The organism is Labrenzia sp. C1B70, assembly GCF_000475395.1.
In the GTDB taxonomy this organism is placed as follows: Bacteria; Pseudomonadota; Alphaproteobacteria; order Rhizobiales; family Stappiaceae; genus Roseibium; species Roseibium algicola.
In genome coordinates, this window is the sequence record NZ_AXCE01000014.1 from 17,637 (window position 1) to 40,918 (window position 23,282).

Consider the following 23,282-nt stretch of genomic DNA (forward strand, 5'->3'; position numbering starts at 1 on the left):
TAGGACTTCAGCTCAATCGACTTTCCTAAATTGACCGCGGGTTCGCAATTCCTTAGCGTATTTAGCAGGTTGGCAAACTGGAAACACGACCATGAAAACGGACCGCGACAGCGGCAAGGTTAGGCAAAGACGCCGGATCGAGTTACGCGGGATCGCGTTATTCGGGGCGGTGGCGCTGTCTGGAATTTTGTCGACCTCTGCTGCTCACGCGGGCCTGCGTGTTTGCAACGGGTCCGTTGATCTCGTGAACGTCGCGATTGGCTATGAAACGGACGAAGGCATGCGGACTGAAGGCTGGTGGACAATCACTGCCAACGCCTGCAGCCAGGTGCTGCAGGAACCTCTCGAGAAAGCACGCTACTATCTGCACGTGGCAGACGGTTTTGGCGAAAGCCGTCTTGGAGGCGATATCACGCTTTGTATTCGCGAGGAAAAATTCGTTCTTTTCGATGGCGATCAGTGCTGGCAACGCGGGCTGATCGAAGCAGATTTCTTTCAGGTCGAAACCGAGGGAAAACAGGATTGGACGGTCCTACTGTCTTACGATTAGGAACGGCAAAGACCGGCATTCACAATCCTTTCCAACATTCATTGACGCATTAACCGGGGGAACAAGATGCGGATATTGGTTCAAAGAGTTTTTATAGCGATTGCAGTTGCCATTTTGGCGGCACCCGCACAGGCACAGCAAGTGACGGGTAAAATCAGCCTCGAACTCAACCAGTTGCAACCGACAGCGGACGGCGGCTGCCGCCTTTCGATCATCGCGACCAATGGCCTTGAACGCCCCATGGACAAGCTCGGCCTGGAAATGGTTGCCTTCAACAAGGACGGCCTGGTGGATCAGTTTCTGCGTCTTCAGTTCTCCCGCATATCCGCCGGCAAAACCAAGATCCTGCAATTCGACCTTGCCGGGAAGGCATGCGACAGCCTTTCGCGGCTTCACATCAACGACGTCATGAATTGTGTGCCTTCCAGTATTACCGATGTCTATTGCCCGGATCTGCTGGACCTGAGCAATCGTACACCCATCGAATTCGGCGATTGACCCTACCCTTGAACGTCTGATGGAGCGTCTTTCGCATGGTCGAGACATCTTCCTCCCTTCTGGAGCTTGGCGGGCCGGTCGTGCTCATCCTGCTCGCAATTTCCGTTGCAGCGCTTGCAGTCATCCTCGCCAAGACCGTTCAATTCTCCACGGCCCGTGTTGGCCGTCACGGACTTGTTCGTCAGGCTGTTACGCAATGGCGAAGTGGTGAACGCACCAAAGCCGCGCAAAACCTTTTGAAGGACAGGTCCTTGTCGGGTGCACTGGTGCGCAGCGCCATGGATGCCATCCAGATGCTGGATCAGCAGCCCCTGTCCTCTCAAGTGCGCGACATCAGGGAAGAACGACTACGTGAGGAAATTTCTGCCAGGGCTGCCGACCGTCTCTTCGGCCTCGCCAGTTGGCTGAAGGCACTTGACCTGGTGACGCAGATTTCGCCCTTGCTCGGCCTGTTCGGCACGGTTCTCGGGATGATCGAAACGTTCCAGACCCTTCAGGAATCGGGTGCGTCCGCCAATCCTGCCACGCTTGCCGGTGGCATCTGGGTAGCGCTCCTGACAACTGCCTGCGGCCTCGCCGTTGCAATGCCGGTATCCATTGCCGTCACCTGGTTCGAAACGAGGCTGGAAAAGGAACGGGCCGCGCTGGAAGTTCTCCTCACCGGCGTCTTCACTGCCGGTGCTTCATCATCGCAACCCTCAGCGTGAAACCTTGAACGCCGTCAGCGAATAGACCCCAGGCTCTGCCAGTATCTCGGCCACCCGTTCGGCAGGAAGCCGTCCGAATCGAGAAGGCTGCCGCTCTGAAGGCCGGTTCCAGATTGCGAGCACGAGCGCTGTCTCGTCACTCTTGTCGCTGGCAATCATCGTCACCGGTACCTTGAAGCGCCAGCCGCCTGCCGTCTGACTGTTCGATGCAGGCAGAAGAAACTCCCGGCCGTCATGGATCTGCCCGGCATCATCGATCAGGTACAGTTCAGGTGGCCCCTTGCCGCTGAGATCCAGTCCCGACTGTTCCGCGCTTGCGATCCGCTCAATCGGCAAGTCACGCTGAATCACTCCTGAAACAGGGGTTCCGCTGCGCACGACCGTCCGGTCCAGTTCAACCAGACCGGCAGCTTCAATGCCTTCAGAAACGCCAAGGGCATCCAGCAAGGCGCATTGCCTGCGCGTCACCAGTCGGACTTCGATCTTTGCCTCGAAACCCTGATCAGCCTTGAAGCGCTGATCGAAGATAGCGAAAGGCGCTATGCCTGCGCCAAAGGCCGTAACTTCCGCGGTATCCGCACCAGCTGCAAGAACAGACATATGTGTGCATTCACCGAACTTGTAACTGGCAACATAGTCCGACACCTTTGCCAGTGGATCTATGGAAGCGACCGCGACGGGCGGCACGTTTTCTGTCAACTCCCCTTGAGGCTGCGTTGCGGGGACCGTTGAAGAGACCGAGGCATTGGGCGCTAGCTCGGGCGTTTCCGTTTCCGTGGGCTGCAGGGCAGCAACCTGTTGTTCCGCTGGCAATACCGCATCCACCTCCGCAGTAACCACCGGATCGACAGTTACGCTGGTATCGGGTGCAACAATGCCCGGGCTTTCAACGGAAGGCTGCGTTTGTGGAACAAAGACCTCAGACACGATTTCGTTGCCAGTGGGTTCGGCAGGTGTCTGATCGACTGCGAGCGGAGCCAGAACAGGACTTTCCTGCACGGCCGAAACGATTGTCTGCGTCTCACCTGCGGCGGCAACCTCACCGATATCCGTTGCAACCGCTACCGAAGGCACCACTTCCACCGTGGCAGGGACTTCGGCACCGGAAAGAGTGACTTCAGATCCGGCAACAACGCTTGGCGCGACGGGCGTCACAGCGACAACGGCATCCGGTACAGGCGTGGCGGCGACAACGGTGGAGGCGGTTTGCGGAACAACAGAAGGCTGAGTCACCTGAAGCTGCTCCGGCGGCGTTGCGGTGACCGGGCTTGTTTCGACGGGGCTGACTTCTTGCGCTTCAATGATAGGCGTGTCGTCGGAAAGCGATTGATCCAGAACGGTTACCGGCACGGCTTCAACCAGTGTATTGACTGGGCTTTCGGTGACCACCGGCTCAGACAATACCGGCTCCAGGATCTCCGCAGTCTCGGAATTGACAACCGTTTCCACTGGCACAGAAGTCTCGACGGGCAAGGGAGTGTCCGGTTCGAGCGGTTGTGTGATTTCAGTTTCGACACTTGCCAGATCTTCAAATGGCAGACCACCACTTTCCAGGATCACTTCGGTCTCGACCGGTGGCAAGGGGGCTTCTTCCGTCCAAGGCAACGCTGGCAGGCCGTAGATCAGCGCGGAAACATGCAAGGCAACCGAAACGCCCAGAACAGCCGGCCAGACATACCCCGGGATATCCCATTGCCGGTCCTGGTTATAGGCGACAACGGTCAAGGTGCACCTGCCTCAACAGTCATCAGCGTCAGGCGTTTCACACCGCCAGCTTTCAATCTGTCGGCAAGTGCGGAAATGGCTTCCATTCTGGTTCGCTTGTCGACCTGAACCACCATGTGGGTTCCGTCGGATTGCCGGGCTTCAAGAAATGAGCCCAGGTCGTCGTAAGCCAGAACTTCACCGTCGAACCAGACTGTCCCTGCCCTGTCCAGCACAAGACTGCCTTCCAGTTTGCCGCTGCCATCGTTCTGTTGCGTTTCCGCCCAGTCGAACCCTTCAGGCAAGGGTGGCCGCAGCGTTCCGGATACCAGTAGAAACAGCAGCAGCAGGAACACCACGTTGATCAATGCAAGGGAGCTGTCTGCACGCCGGTGCGGTTTCAGCTCCTGCAAATGGATCGGTTTGGTGTAGCGTTTCATGGTTGGCCAGAATATCCGCTGCGCCAGGTCTCTTCCCGGTCAGGGAACCACTTTGACCGTGGTTGCCGTTGCCCGCAAGACCGGACCACCCTGCATCAGCTTTTCGAAATAGTCTTCCGGATCGTTTTCGCGGCGCTCAGAAAGCGTCTTGGTTATGTCCGGGCCCACCATGGCAATGATCAGGCCGGTTTCTTCAGTAGACGTTTTCAAGGTCAGCGGCACAACGAAACCGGCGCCCCGGTCGTCCGTCTGCAGATATGGGGACAGATTGACCGTCTCCCCCTTGCTGTTGACGAATATAAGCCCGAGCCCGCCCGTTGATGGTTCATAACCGGAAATTCGGCCAGCCATGTTGCTGCCGTTCGGCACGACCGTCCGCTGCATGTCGAGACGCAATTCGGTCTTGGCGTTTCCCTGTGGTGTTCCTCTCAGAAAAGCTATCGCCGGACATTGCGCATCGCTCACAAGGTTGACCTGGATCTTCGCTTCAAACCCCTGAGACTGGGTGAAGTCGCTGTCGAAACTGATGAATGGCGGCGTCCTGGAAGCAAATCCTTCGATCTCTGCGGAACGGCTCGCGATCTCTATCGGCTGCAAGTACATGCAATCGCCCGCCTGGTAACTGCTTACGAAGTTCCGGATCCGGTCTTCGGGGGTCACGTTTTCAGGCGTCTCTTGCGGATCGGTTGCCACCGGTGGCCGGGTAACGGTTTCGGTCGGTTCCGGTTTCGTGTCGACGGTCTCCTCTGGAGGCGTGGTCGGAATTGTCGGCACGGTGTTGTCCGGCGTCGTGGGCGCCTGCGTTTCCGGCGTTTGTGTTGAAGGCGACTGAAGTGCAGTTGTTTGCGTTTCAGTTGGCTGCTGGGACACTGGTTGCTGCGTTGCCGGTTGCTGGGTCGTTGGCGTCTGCGTTTGTTGTGTCACATTCGTCTGCTGCGACGGTGCGTCCGGCGCATTCGGTCGTGGCGGTGCCACGAGTACAGGTTTCTGGTCCTGCTCGGGCACGGATTGACCGACCAGGAAATAGACACCCCCGGCACCGACACCGGCGAAACCGAGCAGCGACAAGGCGACCAGAATGCGCTTGCCCCAGTTTGCCTGAGGCGGCGGCTGATCCAGTGCGGATTGTTCCGGCGGTGGCGCAGAAGATGGCCGAATGATCGTGCGGTCCTGGTCCTGCCGCCCCATCGGAGCACCTAGCGTCCAGTCCGCAATTTCCTTCATGCTGGCCGGACGGTTTGCCGGGTCGGGCTGTAACATGGCCTCCAGCAACGGACGGAAACGATTGTCGATACCTTCCAAGGGAGGCGTCTGCCGTCGTTTGTCGACGATCTGCACCTGCGTGCCGCCCATGTCGATCTGTTTGCCGGTCAGGGCTTCCGCAATGACCAGGCCAAGCGAATAGATGTCGCTGCGCGCAGTCACCTTGGCATCGAAAATGCCGACCTGTTCTGGCGAAACATAATTGACCTTGCCTGCAAAGCCGTCACCGATAATGGTCGGCCCGCCCGTGTTTGCTCGCGAAATACCGAAATCGATGATTTTGGCTTGCGCGACATCGCCGTTCTGGAGAATGACGTTGTCCGGCGAAAGATCCCGGTGGATCACTTCCCGGTCGTGAACCGCCTGCAGGGCTTCAGCCAGACGCTTGATCAACCGTGCCACCGCCTCAGGTTCCAGCGGGCCTGATTCAAGGCGTGTGCTCAATGACGGGCCACTGACGAACTCCATCGCCAGGTAATAGATACCGAGCGTAGGTTCCTTCGCGAACACGTAGTACTGGGTCAGTGCGTCGTGTTTGAGTTTGCGAAGGATCTTTGCTTCCCGCTTGAACAGATCCAGGATCATCGGGTCGCGCGAGAAGGTCGCGAGAAGGACCTTGACGGCAACCGGATCCCCGCTTTCCACGTCCCTTGCCTTGTAAACCGTCCCGATACCGCCATCGGCAATATGTTCTTCAATCTCATAGAGATTGTTGAGCCGGGTTCCGGCAGGCAGCAGGTGGGCACCAACGTTCATCAGTTGCGAACTCCTTCGCGCGCAGACATTGCATCAATATCGACAATCACGACAGTCACGTTATCCGAGCCGCCCTCTTCGAGCGCTCCATTGATAAGACATTGTGCCGTCGGCTTCGGCGCGCCGTTCATCAGGAAAGTACCAATCACACTATCGTCCAGATGTCCGGTCAAGCCATCCGAACACAGAAGAAACCGATCGCCCTGACGCAGATTTCCGGAAACCAGTTCGAGTTCAAGCTCGATCCCGGATCCGATCGCCCTGGTGATGACATGCCTGCGGGCGAATGTTCTTGCTTCTTCAGGCGTCAGCACGTTCTGGTCCACCAGTTCCTGCGCCTCGGTATGATCTGTCGTCAATTGTTCAAGACGGCCATTGCGCAGACGGTAGACACGGCTGTCGCCTGCCCAAAGGCACGCAAAGTTCGATCCGGAAATCAGAAGCGCGGCGATCGTCGTGCCCATGGCAGCTCCGTTCGCCTTGGCTGCGGCCTGTTCGATCCGGTCCTTTGCGGTAATCAACCTGCTTTCGAACTGCTCCAGAAGGTCTTCCGCACTGCGCGGTTGCGCGATACTGGCAAGGGCCTCACGCACGAGACTGGATGCCATCGCACCGTCATGCATGCCTCCCGCTCCGTCCATCACTGCGAAAACGCCCTTGCCCTCGTCAACGTAGAACGTGTCCTCATTGTGCTGCCGAACCCGGCCAACATGGGTCAGTCCAATCGCAAAGCCACGCATAGAGGCTTCCATTTGTTCGATCATGTTCGATGATCCTCCGGATGAAATCGCCCATGACTATTCCCTGCCACGTCCTGTCGAGCTTCCGAACCGGCGTAGGTTTCCGGGACCAGCAGCCATCGAAAGGCGCTTGCGTCCGGCAGCCCTGCACACGAAAACTCAAAACCCACTTCTCCTGCACGGCACCAGAATTCAGATGACAGAACATCCGTTCCAGGCATCGTCGGTAATTCGGCATCCCTGCCCTTCTTGCCGCTTGCCTCCACCGCAATTGGCGTTTCCAGACTTGCGACAGCCTGTTGAAAGTCTTCCAGGCTGGCATCTTCCTGCAAGGTGTCGCGCAAGATTAACTCGGCACGGTCGTACCAGGTCTCTTCCGGCCGACCATTCTGCGTTTCCAGTCGGATGTCGCAGGCAAGTGTCAATGGAAAGGTCCGGCCGACCTTGTCGACATTTGGCATGAAAGCACCGGCGACGGCCTGAACAGGTTCGTCACCCTCTGAAGTGTGCAATAGCCAGAATCGCCACACCGGCATTGTCATGAAGGCTTCCTCCCACCCCGCGCCCAGATCCAGACGGGATTGAGCCAGTCCGGTCATCAGGAATGCCTCCCAGCTTTTCAGAAAGCCGGCAGGGCACTGCCCGATGACAAAATCCGCTCGTGCCGGCAGTTTGCCGAAATAACCGGTTCCCATTCTAGAAGCTCGTAGGGCAACTGAAATCGCCGACTGCAGACAGGAAGAACGGGTTCGGATTCGTTCTCAGTGTCACCGTGAAGGCAACCTGTCTGCCGCCGAGCGTTTCGCGCACGACGAACTTGTTCTGTCCGGAACTGACCCTGTTATCGCGAACGAAGCGATAGAAGGCCCAATCTCCATGGATTTCACGACGAGATCTGTAGCCAGGCACTTCAGGCTGAATCACCAGTACAACGCGCGGAGTAGCCGTGTTGCTGGGCCAATCAAAGTTGGCCGGCAACGGTTCGATTTCCGCATTGAAGCCGGGACCACGCGTCACCAGTACGAGATTGCCGTTCACTTCCAGGCTGGCCGCGTCAGCCTGCTGAGACAGGGCGCGCGGAACCACCTGAAGTCCGACGGACGGAAACGCGTTTCCTGTCGGGAAGAAGGCCTGCTTGATCAGGTCTGCACGTTCGAACTGCCGAAGCGTTGCGTTCGACAGACGGTCCGCCTGAGAAACCTCAGGCTTCCAGTTCCAGGGGCGCGTCGAGGTATCGACAAGCGGCTTCAGGTTTTCATCGAAAAACCGCTGCATGATTCCCGTCGGTGCGAACAGTTTGGCAAATTCCGTCATCGGCACTTCGGAGCGACCGTTTTCAAACGGGTAGTTCCGGGCGACGATCCTGCGGCATTCACCAACAACCTGGGTGCTCAGCTTCTCATTCAGCTGAGTGATCGAGGTTTCCTTGAACTCCTCGTCAAATTCCTTCGCAGCCTGGATAATCAGTTTATCGAAAGGCGGCGGGAAACGCGTCGCGTTGCTTCTCAGCAGAGACGCCTGAATTTGCACGTTGGAATTTGCCGTTTCGCTCTGCAGCGGGTTGTTGGCCACGATCAGAAGGTTGTCGAGGATGTTCTTGAAGTTCAGCAGCAAGGCATCGATCTTGCGGCTGTTCTCGCCTTCCACAAGTACATGGTAAGGACGGAAGTGATCCTCGATCGCCTTGCCTGGAATGATGGTTGGACCTCCGCCACCAGCGGCAGTTCCAAGCGCATTCGACAAACCTCCCGGCGCGATTGCCTGAAGTCCGGCTTCAAGGCCGATACGTTTCAATCCACCGGACGAATCCAGCACGTAGCGCTGGAAGATCTTCTGTGCAGCGTCAGTGCCGGCATCTTGCGCGTTGCCGCCTGTCAGGTTTCCGGCAAGGCCTTCACTAGACAGATCCTGGGTGAGCAGGGTTTCGCGCCGAATGCTCTCAAGAAGCTGCACAACAGGTGATGTTGGTGCCGAGACGGCCTGAAGCGTCGTGTAAAGCGGCTTGTCGTTGCGCATCGACTTGAATTTCAAGTTGCCGAGCGCCTCTTCCCAGGCTTCGATGAAATCCTTGGTGTAAAGCGCCAGGATCTCGCCGGGAAGCGACTGATATTGATCGGAAAAGGCATCGGCTTCCCCGACGTCTCCAAACACCCACTTGTCCCGTTCCAGTTCTTCACGAATGCCGGCAAGGTTCGGCAGAACGGAAAGGTGGAAGCCCGGATAGGTGAAGAACTTGTCGACCGCGACCGTGTCCAACGTGTCGCCATTCTCCGTTTCGAAAACGGTCTCCATGTCGGAGCCGCCACGTTGTTCTGCAATCCAGTCTTCGCTGGCAAGACCCTTGGCACGAGACTTGAGAAGTGCATACCCACGCTCGGCGAGGCTGACACGTCCGAGCTCTCGCTGGACCTCGGCAACCAGAATGCCGTCCAACTGATCGGTCAGGACATTGCCACCGAAATCGAGATCGAGCATCGCGGCAACGTGGTTGTTGAGCTCGTTGCGCAAGATCTCGCCCTGAGGTCCAGGGAAGCTTTGCAGGAAGTCGGCACGGAACGAATTCTTGATCTGCTCCTTGTCGATCTCCGGCGCATCCCCCGCCACCATGCGGTACAGCTTTGCCAGATTGTAGAGCGTATCGACGTCCTGTCCGCCCGGACCGGTGCGATTGTCGAGCACCTCGGTCATCTGCTCTTCGATCCTCAAGAGCAAACGCGGTCGCAACAATCTTTCAAGACCACTTCTGTAGGACGTCACGCCAGCTGCTTCCAGACGGTCGCGCTGGCTGAGGCCGAACTGTTCCATGACAGGCGTTGGCGTATCGCGGCTGTCGTAGCCGGCCGGCAAGCCCCGCAACATTGACAGGATGTAGGCGGTATCCGCCAGATTGTCGTCACGTACAACCCGCTCCGCCAGAACGGTTTCGCCGTTTACGCGCACCGTGTCGACAGCCTTGGCGGTTTCGTCAATCAAGGCCTTGTTGTTGAGATAACTGATCCCCCACAAGCTGCCGAGGCCCAAGGTCACGAGAGCAATGGCTGCGTAAGCCGCAATGCGGGTTGCGGTCGCAACTCTGACGGCCTGCCGGTTATGGGTTACCCAGCCGGCTTCTCCGATAATCACCTTGGAAAGAAGATCACGCAGGAAGTAGCTCTTGCCCTGACCGGATAGAGCGGCCGCCTGATAGGCTGTCCCGAAGGCCTGGCTCATTGAGCCGATGACCCTGTCGATGGCCGTGCCTTTTTGGGTGCCGGAGGTAAAATAGAAACCGCGCAGAACAGCATTCGGATAATACCGGCTCGGTTCGAAAATCGCATTGAGGAAACCGGTCAGACGGTCCTTCAGAGCAGCGACCTGTGTCGGGAAGCCATAGAGCATCAGCCGGGCGCGCGGATCCGGTTCTTCCTGAAGACGGTCCGCCATTTCCTCGTTGAGACGCTCCACCAGAAGATCAAACTCGGCGGGCGCTTCCGACACCATGTTCTTGGTTTTTTCGCGTGTCTGAAAGGTCGCTCCCCAGACCAGGTTGCGACGGGTTTCGGGATAGGAGCCGAAAAACTCCATGAAGCCCGCAACCGTGTCGGCCTTGGTGAAGATCACGTAGACCGGGAAATCGATTTTCAAGGTCTTGTAAAGTTCGATCAAGCGCGTGCGGATCGCATCGGAATGCTGTTTCAACTCATCGTCAGACAGCGTCATCAGGTCTTCAAGACTGATCGACACCATGACGCCGTTGATCGGCTGACGCGGACGCGCCTTGCGCAGAATATTGAGGAACCCGTGCCAGGCTTCGCGGTCATGCTCTTCGTCGGAATCCTGCGTGGTGTAACGCCCTGCCGTATCGATCAGCACAGCCGTTTCAGCAAACCACCAGTCGCAATACCGGGTTCCGCCGAGGCCCTCCAGCTTCTGGGCCTCTCCCTTTGCGCGCGAACCGGCAAACTTCAAACCGGAGTGCATCAAAGCCGTGGTCTTGCCGGCGCCCGGAGGGCCGATCATCAGGTACCAGGGCAAGTCGTAAAGATAGGTGCGCGCGTTTCCGCTGGACGTCTTGAGCGTCTTCAGCGCGTCCTTCATGCGCTCCGACATGATCTGCAAGTCGGCATCACTTGCCTTGGGCTGCAGGATCTCACTCTCGAGTTCCCGGTTGGCCTTGATGCGCTTGTAGATCCGGTAGCCGGTCCAGCCGCCAACGGTCAGAAGGACAAGCGCAACCAGCGACAACCTTACCCAGAGAGGTTCGAAGGGCCTCACACCGGCGATCGACAGGAACGGCCCGCCAAACCAGATCAGACCGATCAGGGCGAGTATGCCGATGACGATTGCCGTTATTCCGAGCCAGAATTTCATAGATACAGCCTTGTTCTGCGGTTGCCCCGGATATCAGTTGTTGATCACCAGCCCTTTGGCCGGTGGTTTCAGGAAGACTTCCACACGTCTGTTGAGCGCCTTGCCTTCCCTGCTTGTATTGGGAGCGATCGGCTCGTCGGCGCCACGTCCTTCCACCTGCACCCGCCCTGGTGTCTGGAGGACTGATTCCATGACGGCAGCAACTGCCTTTGCCCTTTCAACGGACAGGTGCCAGTTGGTCGGGAACCGCGGATTATTGCGGATCGGGTCGCTGTCCGTATGGCCGACGACCAGAATTTCACCTTCCACCTGATCGAGGGTCTGGCTGACCTGCTCGACAAGAAGCTGGAATTCAGGGCGCAGCGTGGCAGCTGCGACGTCGAACTGCGCGCGCATGCGCAACATGATCGCCGGTCCCGCCTGCGAAATTTCCAGGCCATCGATACCTGCCAGCTGTGCGGAGACAGTATCGATCGCCGCATCTTCCGGTGGTGGTGGCGCAGGTGGCGGTTTGGGTTGGTAGCCTTCGCGCGCCAGTTCAATCGGGCCCGACGGGTAAAGCGCACTTGCGCGTCCAGCGACAACTTCGCTTCCGCTCGACAGAAGAAGCATCAAGGTGACGTAGCCCCCAAGAAGCAATGCGCCTGCAACGGCCGCGACCGACCAGATCGGTACCGAGAACCCTGCCCGCTTTTGCAGGAGTTCCAGGCCACGCCAATGGGGAGAGAGATCGTCTCCAGGCCGCGGGCGAACACGACGCAGAATTTCATGCAGGTCGCGTCGTTCGCGCTCAAGGCCCTGCTGGCCACCCTGGATCGCACGGTACTTGCCGTAAAAGCCGAGTGACAGGCAGGAATGCATGACCTCCAGAACACCGTAGTTCCGACCGGGATCCTGCTTTGCCTTCTCCAGTAGCTGATAGAACTCGACACCGCCGGTTGCCTGACCGAAGAACTGGGTCAGCATGGAGTATTGCGTCCATTGGTGACGTCCGGCAGACGGTAGGTTCTGAACGATATCGTCTGATGTCGCACAGAGCGCATAGGCGGCTGAACGGATCTGGTCGTCCGTGATTCCGGCGCTCCGCAATTCTTTCTCGAACGTCTTGATGGCGCTGTAGACATCACGCATCAACTGGTCGAACTGGGCGTCCGTCATTGTCAGGTGAAGCCGGCCCAGAAGCAGAAGCAACGGGGCAGCCGCACGGGAAATCGGATTTCGATTGGCAACGCGGATCTGGTTGATGTCCGGCATATGCGCCAGTTTACCGGCACCTTGTGCAGGTGCGGCCGCCGGCTGTGGCGCGGCGCCTTGCGGTGCCTGGTAACCGCCTGGCGGAGTTCTGAGATCTGGTGCCTGCTGTTGGCCATACTCATACCCGGCTGGCGTTGGAGCGTAAGGATCACGTCCTCCGCCGCCTCCCCCGCTTTGCCACGGATCAGAGCCACCGGAAGGCGGATTGTGTGGCGGTGGCGGAGCTGCCTGTCCAGGAGGCGCCTGACCGGGAACCTGTTGTGGCGGCGGCGCAGGTTGCTGAGGCGGCTGCCCGGGTTGTCCTGGCTGGCCTTCGCTCCATCGCCCGCCCGGATTGGGCATTACAATTGTCTTTCCCTTGCGTTTGGAAACGCCAAAGGGATCGTCATTGTCCGACATCAGCGGCCCTCCCGGACGGCATAGAACTCAAGCTGCAGATCCGGCCAGTTGCCGGAGAATTGCAGCCCGATCGCCGAGTCCTGGCTAAATTCGCGCCAAAGCGGGGTCGTCTTGTCCAGCCGGAAGTAGACACGGTCCGTGAGAGCCCGGATCTGTGCCGGAGGTACCGGCATGTGGATCAACGGAATACCCGGCAGGTTGGAGTAGACGATCTGGCGCATCTGGCCGAAGGGGCCAACCTTGAAGAGCCTTGGAAACTCGTTCTGAATTTCCGTCAAAGGCCTGCGGGCAGCCACTTCGATGACAAAGCCCGCCTGCGAGAACAGGTTGCGATCGACAATGGTCGACTTGAACGCATTCGGCGCCAGCTGTTCCAGAGGCAAGCGGATTGCACGCCGGTCGTAGCCGGCCGACAGGAACGCCTGTATGTCGGCCAGGACAGGCTTGAAGATATCATGCAGCTTGTCGTGGTCATAAACGGGATAATTGCGCGCTCGGCGCTCTTCCGTTGCAAACGTTGCAAGCTCCCCCGCCAGCTGCAGGAACAGTATGTACAGCCGCTCCGGATGCACATAAGCCGATTTGCGCAGGTGCATCAGCAAAGGATAAGTGCGGTTGAGCAGCTGCAACGTCAGATAATCGAAATTCTGCAATCCGCCCCCGGCGGACGTATCGGCGGCGTAACGCGCCAGTTCGCTCAGTTTGCGCTCCACCCAGCCAATGACGGAGTCAATCCAGCCGGTGATGACCGGATGCACATGACAGGCAAGTACCGGTGGCGCAAAGGAACCATCGGTTATGACAATGCGATCCTTGATTTCCGTGATACGGGCGACCGGCAGGCAGACCTGACCGGGATGGGGTGTCGAGCGAATCGAATACTGCAGGCGCGGATGCGCAACATCGATCTCCTCCTCCTGGCGGATGGTGGAGGTGGAATCGATGATCGTCTCCCTGCCCTGAATATATCTCGTAGCGGCATCGTCGCGGCCATTGGCGACTTCCACTGCATTGACGGTCGTCTCGGGAATTCCCAGCCAGACGATTTGTCCTGCCGCGTCCTCCGGAACGTCGATTGCAGGCGGCGGTGTGCCGTCTGCCGGGAAGTTGAACACCGTTCCGTCGGAGAATATGCCTCGGCCATAGCGAAGCGCGAACCGGCATTGCTGTCCTACGTCCTGATCTATTTCCAGCTCGGAAAAGCCCCAGGGATAGGGAGAGGCAAAACGGACCCGTTCGTCCAGCATATGCTCCGCGTACCGGTCGCTCTGCTGGAGATGATGAGGCCGCAGAAACAAGCCTTCGGTCCATGCAACCTTGCTATACCACGACATAAAGGTACTGCTCCCTTAACACTTTCGCGCCTTCGCGCTCTTAAAACTGGCAAAGGTCTTAATTCATCAGTCCGGAGCTCTGTTCCGGATCGTCACTGCTCAATTCTTCATAACCTTCGGTAAAGTATTGCGTGAAAAGCCCGACCACGCCATCGTCGTACGAACCGGACAAGGAACTCCAGCGTTCCTCGATCCGCTCCCATAGCTTGGCCTTCTGGTTACCGAATGTACTCTTGGCGACCTGACCTTCTGCTTCGATCGCCTTGGGGGAAAGCTTTTCTTCAAATCTTCCTGCAGCCTTCTGCATGGCTGCATAGGTCCAGACATGATGTTTCTGGATGTCCTTGAAAGCAGCCTGCATGGCCTTTGAAATCGGCAAATACCCGTTTTCTTCCGCTCCTGGAGCCAGCATCGTCTGCAATGCCATTTGCGGTGTTGGCGAAAACTTCAGGGCATTGTTCCCGCTGCGCATGATCAGCGTGCGGTTGGCGTTCCGGGTCATGGCTTTCACCTGACTGCGTGCCTGCAAAAGACCCATCAAGTCGCCGGTGATGCCTTGCAATATGGCCCCGACTTCCCTGGCAAATTCTTCTGGATCGCGGCCGGCTAGCGTTGCAGCCGGAATACCGGCTCCTTCGGCGAAGGCCTTGATGAAATCAACAGTGGCCGCCGGATTATTTGCCGGCTCAATATCGACCTTTGCAACCGCCGCTGTGTCTGCCTTCGCTGGTTCTTGCGGGGCAACAACAGGCATGGCCGCAGGTGCAGCTTGCTCCACTGGAGCCGGTTGTTCAGGCTGTGGTTCCTGGACCGTTGCCGGCTGTTTTTCCTCTGCCTCTGGCGCGCTCCAGACAGGCGCTTCGGGAAACGGCGACGCTGTGGGCTCTCCAGCAGGTGGCGGAGCAGATTCGGCCGCCGGTTGCTGGGTTGGTGCCTCTGGTTGAAGATCCGGCATCTGGAAAAGCGGCTCAGCACTTTCCTGCGCCGGGTTTTCAGACAGCGCCGGAAACGGAGATTGAGCTACAGGTTCCGGAAATCCAAAAAGCGGCTCTGCGGGTGCGGCTCCGGCAGATTGAAGATGCGGTTGCTGGGCAAGATGATCCAGCGGGTCCGCCTGGGCCGGTCGAGGCGCTTCCCGTTCTCCGATGTGCGCATTCGGATCGTACAGCGAAGGATCCGCCGTACCCCAGCCGTGTCCTTGCTGGCTCCAGACATCATCTGCCGGCGTGCCTATGCCTGGATTGGAGGAAGGCGGAGCGTGTCGCCCTTCCATGCCCGCTCCCGGTGTAGCCCAGGGCCCACCCTGATTTTCCATTGGGTAGTGACCAGGAGCCGCGCCCGCCGGTCCTGGTCCCGTAGGCCAGGAGGAGCCACCACCGGACATAGACGAAGTTTGAGGTGCGTCCCAAGGCTGCGGAGCAGCGGCGGCGACTGGTGCTGCGGACATGGCCGGCTGCCCGGATCCGGCTTCCAGCGATACGACAATGATGTAATCGCCAATCATCAGCCGATCGCCGGAGCGCAGCACATGTGCCTTGTCCATGCGGGTCTGGCTGCCATTAAGGAAAGTGCCGTTTGTCGAATAGTCGTAAAGAACGAAATTCCCGCTTTCAAAGCGCACTTCGCAATGTTTGCCGGAAATCACCCGCTGGGGATCGGGTAGACTCCAGTCCAGATGCTCGTGCCGACCAATGTCGAAGCCTCGGTCGGCACAGCTGTAGGACAGCTGACCGCCGGTCTCCAACCGGTCAACATTTTCAATCTGGAGCGTTATGCGCATTCCCACATTTCCTCTTTGCGCTTAGGAAAAGGCTGACGAAGGGCCGCCGACAGTCACCGCGGGCATCATCCCACCTCCGGCGAAGGACAGCCCGGCAGACAGGCAAGATTTCAGAGCCTCATCCCGTTTGGCAGGCTCAAGTGTTCCAAGCGCAATCAACACAGCTGTATTCACGGCCTTGGCCGTCAGGTCGTCAGGCATGTCCACCCGGTGCTCGGGGCTGGGCGAAAGGGATCCGCCAGACCAGCCTGCAGCAAGACCGATCCAGACGGACGCGCTGTCCTTCTTGGCGGCCTCAGCCGCAGCGTGAACCGCAACACGGGCATCTTCATCCCCCTCGCGGACCCAGGTCTCGCTGAGTTTAAGAACCTGCCGGTCATCCTCGTTCTTGGCCTGATCCAGACCGGCAACGCAATTCATGCCCCACCAGACCGATTCCCGTTTCGGCAGGATATGAGCGAAATAGGCAATCGCCGACAGCGGTGCCTCGCTTTTCTGCAATTCCAGAGCATAGGCGTCCGGAGCGATATCCGTGGCCGGTTCGCTTACCGTTTCCGACAACTCCGGAAAAGTTTCAAATACCTGTCTAGCCTTTGTAAAGCGGATACGTGATCCCATCTGCTCTACTCCGTTTTTTCTCTTGGCCGCATTCGTTCAAGAACCGCAGCATCAATTGATCAGTACAAGGCCGCCCTTGAGTTTCAGCAACGCACTGCCTGTCACATTGGTCATTGTACCCTTGGCGTTGAGCATGCCCGAAGCCACGATATCGATTTTCACCGACTCGATCTTGATCGAGGCAGGCGTCATGGTGATTTTGCTGGCGCCGCAGATAAACTCGATCTTCGTTCCGGCAGTTACCTTCCAGTTCATGCCGATATCTTCGGTCGTGTTTCGGCCAACCGATTCCGTTCGGTCAACGTCGATCTGGGTCTCGCGGCAGTTTTTGACATGCAGCATTTCGTTATTCTCGATAACGGTCTCCATGTCCTTTTGGGCATGAACCCCAACAAGCTCATTCCCTTTGGTGTCATCGAGCACGAACTCGTTGTAACCACCGCCGCCTACCGTTGAATCCGACTTGATGCCGGCTTTGTTTTTCTCGCCTGGCAGAGAATAAGGCGGCATGTTTTCCGCATTGTAGACTGTGCCGACGATGATCGGTTGGTCCGGATCGCCTTCCAGGAACTGAACAATCACTTCCTGGCCGACACGCGGGATATAGATGCCGCCCCAGTTCTTGCCTGACCACACTTGCGCCACACGAACCCGCCGAGACGCAGTCTTGTCGCGGTCCCAGTGAAAGGCGACCAGGATCTGACCGTATTCGTCCACATCGATTTCGCCTTGCCCCACGACTTTTGCCGTTTGCGGGCCTGGTATTCGCGGTTTGCGGGTGATGGCCGGTGTGCGGTACGTTATACTGGCAGGCAGAACGTCATATGTCCCGGTATAGGCTTCTCCCTGGGCCCCACCACCACCGGATCGATATGCCTCGGTGATGATCCGATGGCTTGCACGCACGATCAGGTGCTCCGCGTTCTGCGGACTGTGTGGATGTTTGACTAACGCGAACAGCCCTCCTGCAAAGAACCGCGGCACTTCGCCGGCTGCTTCAATTCGCTTGTCCGCAGCCTGTTCGGCTTCCATACGAATCTTGCTGAAAGTGCTGCCCTTGTCTTTTTCGGTGTACCTTCCCGGATAGTCATAATTTTCCAGAGACCCGGCCCGATATTGAGTACCTGCATCACGCTCTGCTTCCAGCAGCGCACTCGGTTTCTCGAAATCATAATCATTGACTGCAAACTTGCCGGTCCGAAACTTGCGCGTCGGAATCCAATGGTAAAGATGCTCCGTATTCCTTTGACTGTCGCCACCAAGAGCAATGTAGGGAATGGAGCTGTCACCCACGATCGGGCTGTAGGACGATTTGGCGTCCGCCAGAATCATGACGTGCTTGCCGTCCTTGTGCTCGAAGAAATAGGAAATTCCGAATTCTTCCATCAACCGGCAGCAGAAATCGTAATCCGATTCCCTGTACTGGACGCAGTAATGAATCGGATCATAGGCCTCAGTCAGCTTATCCTGGAAATCGGCGAAGTCATGCTCCCCCAGGACTTGCTTAATGATGTCAGGCGCGGACATGTCCTTGAAAATTCGACAATTTGAATTCTTGGTGAGCAGCCAGAACCACGGGCGTAGCGTCAATTTGTAGATGTAATAGGAATCGCGATAGCCCATCCATTTCGCATCGGTCAGAAGACCGTCGAAATGCCGCGTATCACCATTGTTGGTGACAACCTTCACCGTCATGGAAGTCGCTATGGCCTGGTCGAACTCCAGATCCTCTTTCTGACTCAGAACCTCAAGCCTGATCTCAAAATCTTCGCTGAGCCCCTCGTCGCACTCGATGGTGACAACGGAAAGCTCATCCTTGCCAAAGACCGATGTCAGCTCGGCCATTCGGTTAGCTTGTTTAAGTTGTCCTTCGGCCACGAAAGATCTCCTCGGAAATAACGCGGTTTTCTGCAAAAAGGCAGCCTGGCGGCTACCACGTTTCAGACACTAAGGCGTTTCCGGCAAAAATAGTGTGCTCAAGAACACACTTGATGCAAATACTTTGAACTTCAAACTCTTTTGTGAAGGAGGAGGCACTTGGCCCTTCCCCAAGTGCGGCTAAAAAACACCGCCTGCTGCTTTTAAATACCAACCCTGCTCACCGACGTCACCCCAACAGCTCTCCTCTTGCTTATTGCCGATAAAACGACATACTGACATCAAATCGCACTTTAGTGACTTTCGCCACACTATTATTCTTATCCATATGGCACGATCCATTTCGAAGCCCAAAGCGACATCGCTTTTGAACACTCCACAAGGGAGGATTGAAATCGTGACCCCTACTGTATTTTCGCTCGACCGGAACAATGCCGCTCGGACCGGCCTTCGCCGCGCCCTCCTGGCTGCTTCCGTTTCTCTTGCCATTGCCTTGCCGGCACTTGGAACCGATCCGGCTTTTGCCCAGGACGCCACTTATTCGGCCGATGAAGTCAGCAAGCACTTCAAGCAACTGAAAACGCGTTCACTGAAGCCGGCTGGCGGAACGCGAGCCCTTTGTATCGGTACTCGCGACGAATGTAATCCGAACGCCAAACCGGAAGAAGGCGGCCAGGTCGCAGTCTCCCAGGACGGCGCAAAGACCGAAGGTGGTGAAACGGAACAGACCCTTGTGGTCGATCCGGAAACCAACGCCATCGACGCTGCCTTCAACCTGCTGGTTTCGTTCGAATATGCCTCGGCCAAGCTCAGCACGTCCGCACAGGCCAACCTTCGTGAGTTTGCCAAGGGCATCAATGATCCCGACCTGGCCAAAGCCACATTCGTGATCGAAGGCCATACCGACGGAATTGGCTCGACCAACTACAACCAGCGTCTTTCCGAAGACCGTGCGCAGGCGGTTACGCAGTATCTGGTCAACCTCGGCGTCAGCCGGGACCGGCTGAAAACTGTGGCCTACGGCGAATCCCGGCCGAAGGTTGCGGATGTCAACGATCCGGCAAACCGCCGCGTTGAAAGCAAGCTGGTACTCGAGCAGTAAAAATTCACACATCAGACATGCCGGACCGGTGCTTTTCCCGGTCCGGGTCTCCTGAACAATAACCGGGACCGATCCCGGACATACCACCGGAATGCATACCGGGCTGGGGAGCACGAATGAATTTCGATCCGGAAACCTACGGCACTGAAGTAGCGCCGGGTGCTGGCTGCGGGCCGGACCTCTACGATACCGAACCCGCCTTTGCCGCACTTCTGGATTCGTGTGAGGAATTGCTGCCGGAGCGCTTCAGCGAATTCGACCGATCCGAGATCGACTTTACCGACCTCTTCAAGCAGATGGACGGCTTCCTGAAGCAGTCCAGAGACTTGAGACTGCTTGTCATTCTCGCGCAGTTCGGTCTGCTGAGCGGTCAAGTCCACACGTTTGCGAACTCGATTCGCATCATTCGCAAACTGTTGGAGAACCATTGGGACGACGTCCATCCAAGCGATGCCGACTTCGGCCACATGGAACGAATCGGAGCGCTCGAATCCCTCAACAACAGGCCCACGGTCGTTCTTCCGCTGGAAGCAGCGCCCCTGCTCAAAACCAGACGGACAGGGCCCATCAGCTATCGCGCCATCCAGATTGCGGCCGGCGATGCCACGGCACGTCCGGATGAGCATACAATCTCACTTGGTGCGATTGAGGCTGCACTGACATCGGGCGAACTCGAGCAGGACGCTATCGACGAGATCCTCAAGGACCTTGGAGACCTGCCGGACGAACTTCAGACCATAGCCGAGCTGTGCACCGAAAAGCTCAAGGAGAGCGGTGCGAAAGCAGCTCCTCCCAATTATGAGGCCTTGTCCACTCTCCTGAAGGAGATGAATGCCGAACTGAACAAGCGGCTCGGACGCCTCTCCCCTGAAGAGACGGAAGCCTCTTCGTCTGAAGATACTGCAGCAGAGGCAGCAGCAGGCGACACGTCGCAGGCGTCTCAATCAGAAATCAAGAATGCCGCCCAGGCAAAACTGATTCTAGATGCTGTCGAAGACTATTTCGCCAGCCGCGAACCGTCGCATCCGGCGCTGTTTCTGGTGCGCGAGGCTCGCGGCCTCGTCGGCAAGTCCTACCTGGATGCCTTGAAAATACTGATGCCGCGCAGGTTCGACGACGTAGCACTGATTCTGGGTGCGAGCGGGTTACAGCTTTCCAACGATCGGCTGATCGACCTGAACGACGGTGGAGACCGGGAACTGGGCGAAATTGATGATTTCGCAGTGATGGTGATCGAAAGCCGAAGTGACGCCATGAAGGGTATTGCGGCGGTCAAGGGTTACTATTCTTCCAATGAACCCACCAGCCCAATCCCCCTTTTGCTGGACGAGGCGCAGAATATGAGTTCCGGTTCATTCACCGGTCTTCTCAACCTCTTCCTGAGGCCGGAGGAGGACTGATTCAACTGCCATTACAACCCCTATGTTACCTAGGGTTTTCAGCTTCTTACTTGACACCAATGGCCAACGGGTCCTCAATATTTCGAGAAAAAAATAAACCATCGATCATGTGACCGTGATCACTTCCCGTTCCCCAGAAACGCAGTACATAGATATCAACGAAACGCAGCGCCGACCTAAGTACAGCAATTAGCAAACAAGAGTTACGCGCTAGTATTTGACTAAAATTGACCTTTTTTTCTTCTGGGTCATGAAAATGAAAGGCAAGTACAATGGCATCGAACAGCGGGCAAGGCTTTATCAAGCGCAACAGACCTCCGCGGGTCCACATTTTTTATGAAGATCCGTTTGACGCGGAACAGAAGGTGGAACTGCCATTCGTCATGGGCATCATGGCCGATCTTTCCGGCGACAACCCTGGCGTGGAAAAAGCCGATATCGATGACCGCAAGTTCCTCGACATCGACATGGACAACTTTTCCAAGCGCATGGAAGCAATTGAACCTGGCACCTCCTTCACCGTGAAGGACAAGCTGTCCGGCGAAGAAAACTCCAAAATGAGCGTCCAGCTGCGTTTCAAGAGCATGGACGACTTCACCCCGGGACGCGTTGCCGAACAGGTTCCGGCACTCAAGAAGCTGCTCGATGCACGCCGCAGCCTGGCTGCATTGCGCACCATGATGGACGGACGTGTCCAGGCGATCTCCCAGCTCGAGGAGCTGACCCGGGACCCGGCCCTGATGCAGGCACTTGCTCAGAAAATCGAAGCCGACAAGGCATCGTCCGCCGACAAGCAGGCAGACGGCGACGGCACGGAGGAGGCATAAATGAGCAGCACCGATACCAGCGCCCAGGCAAGTGGCGCAGCAGCCGGCGAAGTTGCGGTTGAGAAGAGCCCCGAGGAGTTCGCTTCGATCCTGAAACAGAATTTCCGGATCAAGAACGAAAACGATACGGCCAATCAGCTGGTTGACAACGCCATGTCGACCTTCCTCGCCGAAGCCCTGTCCGATCAGGCGCTTATCAAGGAAGACGTCTACGACACGATCGATGAGATGATCGCGAAGCTGGACGAAAAACTGACGGCTCAGGTGAACGAGATCATTCACGCCGAGGAGTTCCAGACACTTGAGAGTGCCTGGCGCGGGATCGATTACCTCGTGCACCAGTCTGAAACCGACGCTTCGCTCAAGCTTCAGTTCCTGAACATCTCCAAGAAAGAACTTGCAGGCGTGTTCAAGAGCTACCGTGGTGCCAAGTGGGATCAGAGCCCGCTGTTCAAACAGATCTATGAAGCCGAATTCGGCCAACTGGGTGGTCAGCCCTACGGCTGTCTCGTGGGTGACTATGAGTTCTCCTACGACCCGCAGGACATCACCGTGCTGCGCGGCATGGCAAAGATCGCTTCGGCAGCCCATGCACCGTTCCTGGCAGCGGCCAATCCGCAACTGATGCAGATGGATAGCTGGACGGAACTGCCGGCCAAGCGTGATCTGTCCAAGATCTTCGATACGGAGATCCACGCCCAGTGGCGGACGCTGCGGGAATCCGAGGACTCCCGTTACCTTGGTCTGACAATGCCCCGCGTGCTGGCTCGCCAGCCCTACGGTGCGAAGTCCGACCCGGTGGAAGAATTCGCCTTCGAAGAAGAGTTCGGCGAAGACAGCCACGAGAATTACGCCTGGATGAGCTCGGCTTATGCCATGGCAACCAACGTCAACCGTGCCTACAAGGAATTCGGTTGGACTGTGCGCATCCGCGGCGTCGAAAGCGGTGGTCTGGTGGAAAACCTGCCGACCCACGTCTTTGAAACCGACGATGGCGGTGTGGACCAGAAGTGTCCTGCGGAAATCGCGATTTCCGACCGGCGCGAACACGAGATCTCCCGTCTGGGCCTGATCCCGCTGATCCACCGCAAGAATACGGACCAGGCAGCCTTCCTTGGAGCTCAGTCCGTCTTCAAACCGCGCCAGTTCTCCGGACCGGACGGCAAGGATGCAACGGCATCGGACAACCTGTCTGCCCGCCTGCCCTACATGTTCGCGACCACTCGTTTCGCCCACTACCTGAAAGTGATGGTGCGCAACAAGATCGGTTCGACCAAGGAATCGGCGCAGCTGCAGCGTTGGCTGAATGACTGGATCATGGACTACGTCGATGGTGATCCGGACAACTCGACCGAGGAAACCAAAGCGCGCAAGCCGCTGCGGGAAGCCAAGGTCACTATCGTGCCCGACGAGGAAAACCCCGGATATTACCGGGCTCAGTTCTTCCTTCGTCCGCACTATCAGCTGGAAGGTATGGACATCGGCATGAGCCTGGCGTCCCGCATTCCGCAAGACGGTAATTGATTTCACAAATTGCCGGCGGGGCGGCAGCCCGCCCCCCGGCATGCATCCCACGGGATGCAGCCCGGTTTTCCCGGGCGGAGGTACAAACAAGGTGCGCAAGCGCCTAGGGGTTTGGACCGCGAGGTCCGAGGTAGTTGTCAGGAATAGCAGAGTTTGAG

The 23,282-nt window shown here is 57.5% G+C and carries 19 protein-coding genes; 7 read left to right on the forward strand and 12 right to left on the reverse strand.

Annotated features, from left to right (window positions below; translation table 11 throughout):
* The first annotated feature begins 91 nt into the window (after positions 1-91).
* The 3 genes from Q666_RS52275 to Q666_RS52280 all read left to right on the forward strand — a co-directional run bounded on the left by Q666_RS52275 (position 92) and on the right by Q666_RS52280 (position 1,755).
* Positions 92-550: a DUF1036 domain-containing protein gene (locus Q666_RS52275; RefSeq protein WP_022999350.1), complete on the forward strand. Its 459-nt coding sequence runs from the start codon at positions 92-94 to the stop codon at positions 548-550.
* A 141-nt stretch (positions 551-691) separates the two neighbouring features.
* Positions 692-1,048 carry a hypothetical protein gene (locus tag Q666_RS0133470; protein ID WP_022999351.1) on the forward strand — a complete coding sequence of 119 codons (357 nt, stop codon included), beginning with the start codon at positions 692-694 and terminating at the stop codon, positions 1,046-1,048.
* Between the two features lie 35 nt (positions 1,049-1,083).
* Positions 1,084-1,755: a MotA/TolQ/ExbB proton channel family protein gene (locus tag Q666_RS52280; RefSeq protein ID WP_022999352.1), complete on the forward strand. Its 672-nt coding sequence runs from the start codon at positions 1,084-1,086 to the stop codon at positions 1,753-1,755.
* On the opposite strand, the gene Q666_RS52285 is transcribed toward Q666_RS52280, so the two are convergent.
* Genes Q666_RS52285 through tssI form a run of 11 tightly spaced genes read right to left on the reverse strand, consistent with a single transcriptional unit; the run spans position 1,747 to position 18,307 of the window.
* Entirely contained in the window at positions 1,747-3,480 is a 1,734-nt protein-coding gene (locus Q666_RS52285; protein ID WP_022999353.1) for a hypothetical protein, read from the reverse strand. The genes Q666_RS52280 and Q666_RS52285 overlap by 9 nt on opposite strands.
* On the reverse strand, positions 3,477-3,899 hold the full coding sequence (locus Q666_RS52290) for a biopolymer transporter ExbD (protein WP_022999354.1): 423 nt from the start codon (positions 3,897-3,899) through the stop codon (positions 3,477-3,479). The genes Q666_RS52285 and Q666_RS52290 overlap by 4 nt, the downstream gene beginning before the upstream one ends.
* A gap of 39 nt (positions 3,900-3,938) precedes the next feature.
* Positions 3,939-5,918, reverse strand: coding sequence for a serine/threonine-protein kinase (locus tag Q666_RS52295; protein WP_022999355.1), 1,980 nt, complete (start codon positions 5,916-5,918; stop codon positions 3,939-3,941).
* Positions 5,918-6,682: a PP2C family serine/threonine-protein phosphatase gene (locus Q666_RS52300; protein WP_022999356.1), complete on the reverse strand. Its 765-nt coding sequence runs from the start codon at positions 6,680-6,682 to the stop codon at positions 5,918-5,920. Before Q666_RS52300 ends, Q666_RS52295 begins: the two co-directional genes overlap by 1 nt.
* Positions 6,679-7,353: a type VI secretion system-associated protein TagF gene (tagF, locus tag Q666_RS65005; protein WP_022999357.1), complete on the reverse strand. Its 675-nt coding sequence runs from the start codon at positions 7,351-7,353 to the stop codon at positions 6,679-6,681. Before tagF ends, Q666_RS52300 begins: the two co-directional genes overlap by 4 nt.
* 1 nt (position 7,354) lies before the next feature.
* Entirely contained in the window at positions 7,355-11,008 is a 3,654-nt protein-coding gene (gene tssM / locus Q666_RS52305) for a type VI secretion system membrane subunit TssM (protein ID WP_022999358.1), read from the reverse strand.
* A 33-nt stretch (positions 11,009-11,041) separates the two neighbouring features.
* Positions 11,042-12,661: a type IVB secretion system protein IcmH/DotU gene (gene icmH / locus Q666_RS0133480; RefSeq protein WP_031268775.1), complete on the reverse strand. Its 1,620-nt coding sequence runs from the start codon at positions 12,659-12,661 to the stop codon at positions 11,042-11,044.
* Positions 12,661-13,995: a type VI secretion system baseplate subunit TssK gene (gene tssK, locus Q666_RS52310; protein WP_022999360.1), complete on the reverse strand. Its 1,335-nt coding sequence runs from the start codon at positions 13,993-13,995 to the stop codon at positions 12,661-12,663. Before tssK ends, icmH begins: the two co-directional genes overlap by 1 nt.
* Before the next feature lie 58 nt (positions 13,996-14,053).
* Positions 14,054-15,775, reverse strand: coding sequence for a type VI secretion system-associated FHA domain protein TagH (gene tagH / locus Q666_RS52315; protein WP_022999361.1), 1,722 nt, complete (start codon positions 15,773-15,775; stop codon positions 14,054-14,056).
* Between the two features lie 21 nt (positions 15,776-15,796).
* A complete protein-coding gene (locus tag Q666_RS52320) occupies positions 15,797-16,393 on the reverse strand; it encodes a hypothetical protein (RefSeq protein ID WP_139314123.1) in 597 nt (198 codons plus the stop codon).
* 51 nt (positions 16,394-16,444) lie between these two features.
* On the reverse strand, positions 16,445-18,307 hold the full coding sequence (tssI, locus tag Q666_RS52325; RefSeq protein ID WP_152533379.1) for a type VI secretion system tip protein TssI/VgrG: 1,863 nt from the start codon (positions 18,305-18,307) through the stop codon (positions 16,445-16,447).
* A gap of 361 nt (positions 18,308-18,668) precedes the next feature.
* Here tssI and Q666_RS65010 point away from each other — a divergent pair, with 361 nt between their 5' ends.
* Positions 18,669-19,373 (forward strand): OmpA family protein, encoded by a 705-nt coding sequence (locus tag Q666_RS65010; RefSeq protein WP_161633220.1) that lies wholly within the window; start codon positions 18,669-18,671, stop codon positions 19,371-19,373.
* Positions 19,374-19,489: 116 nt separating this feature from the next.
* Positions 19,490-20,773 (forward strand): type VI secretion system ImpA family N-terminal domain-containing protein, encoded by a 1,284-nt coding sequence (locus tag Q666_RS52330; RefSeq protein ID WP_022999365.1) that lies wholly within the window; start codon positions 19,490-19,492, stop codon positions 20,771-20,773.
* A gap of 46 nt (positions 20,774-20,819) precedes the next feature.
* On the opposite strand, the gene Q666_RS66405 is transcribed toward Q666_RS52330, so the two are convergent.
* Positions 20,820-21,083 (reverse strand): hypothetical protein, encoded by a 264-nt coding sequence (locus tag Q666_RS66405; RefSeq protein ID WP_200863756.1) that lies wholly within the window; start codon positions 21,081-21,083, stop codon positions 20,820-20,822.
* Here Q666_RS66405 and tssB point away from each other — a divergent pair.
* On the forward strand, positions 21,046-21,600 hold the full coding sequence (gene tssB / locus Q666_RS52335) for a type VI secretion system contractile sheath small subunit (RefSeq protein WP_022999366.1): 555 nt from the start codon (positions 21,046-21,048) through the stop codon (positions 21,598-21,600). The genes Q666_RS66405 and tssB overlap by 38 nt on opposite strands.
* On the forward strand, positions 21,601-23,124 hold the full coding sequence (gene tssC / locus Q666_RS52340; RefSeq protein WP_022999367.1) for a type VI secretion system contractile sheath large subunit: 1,524 nt from the start codon (positions 21,601-21,603) through the stop codon (positions 23,122-23,124).
* Positions 23,125-23,282: the final 158 nt, after the last annotated feature.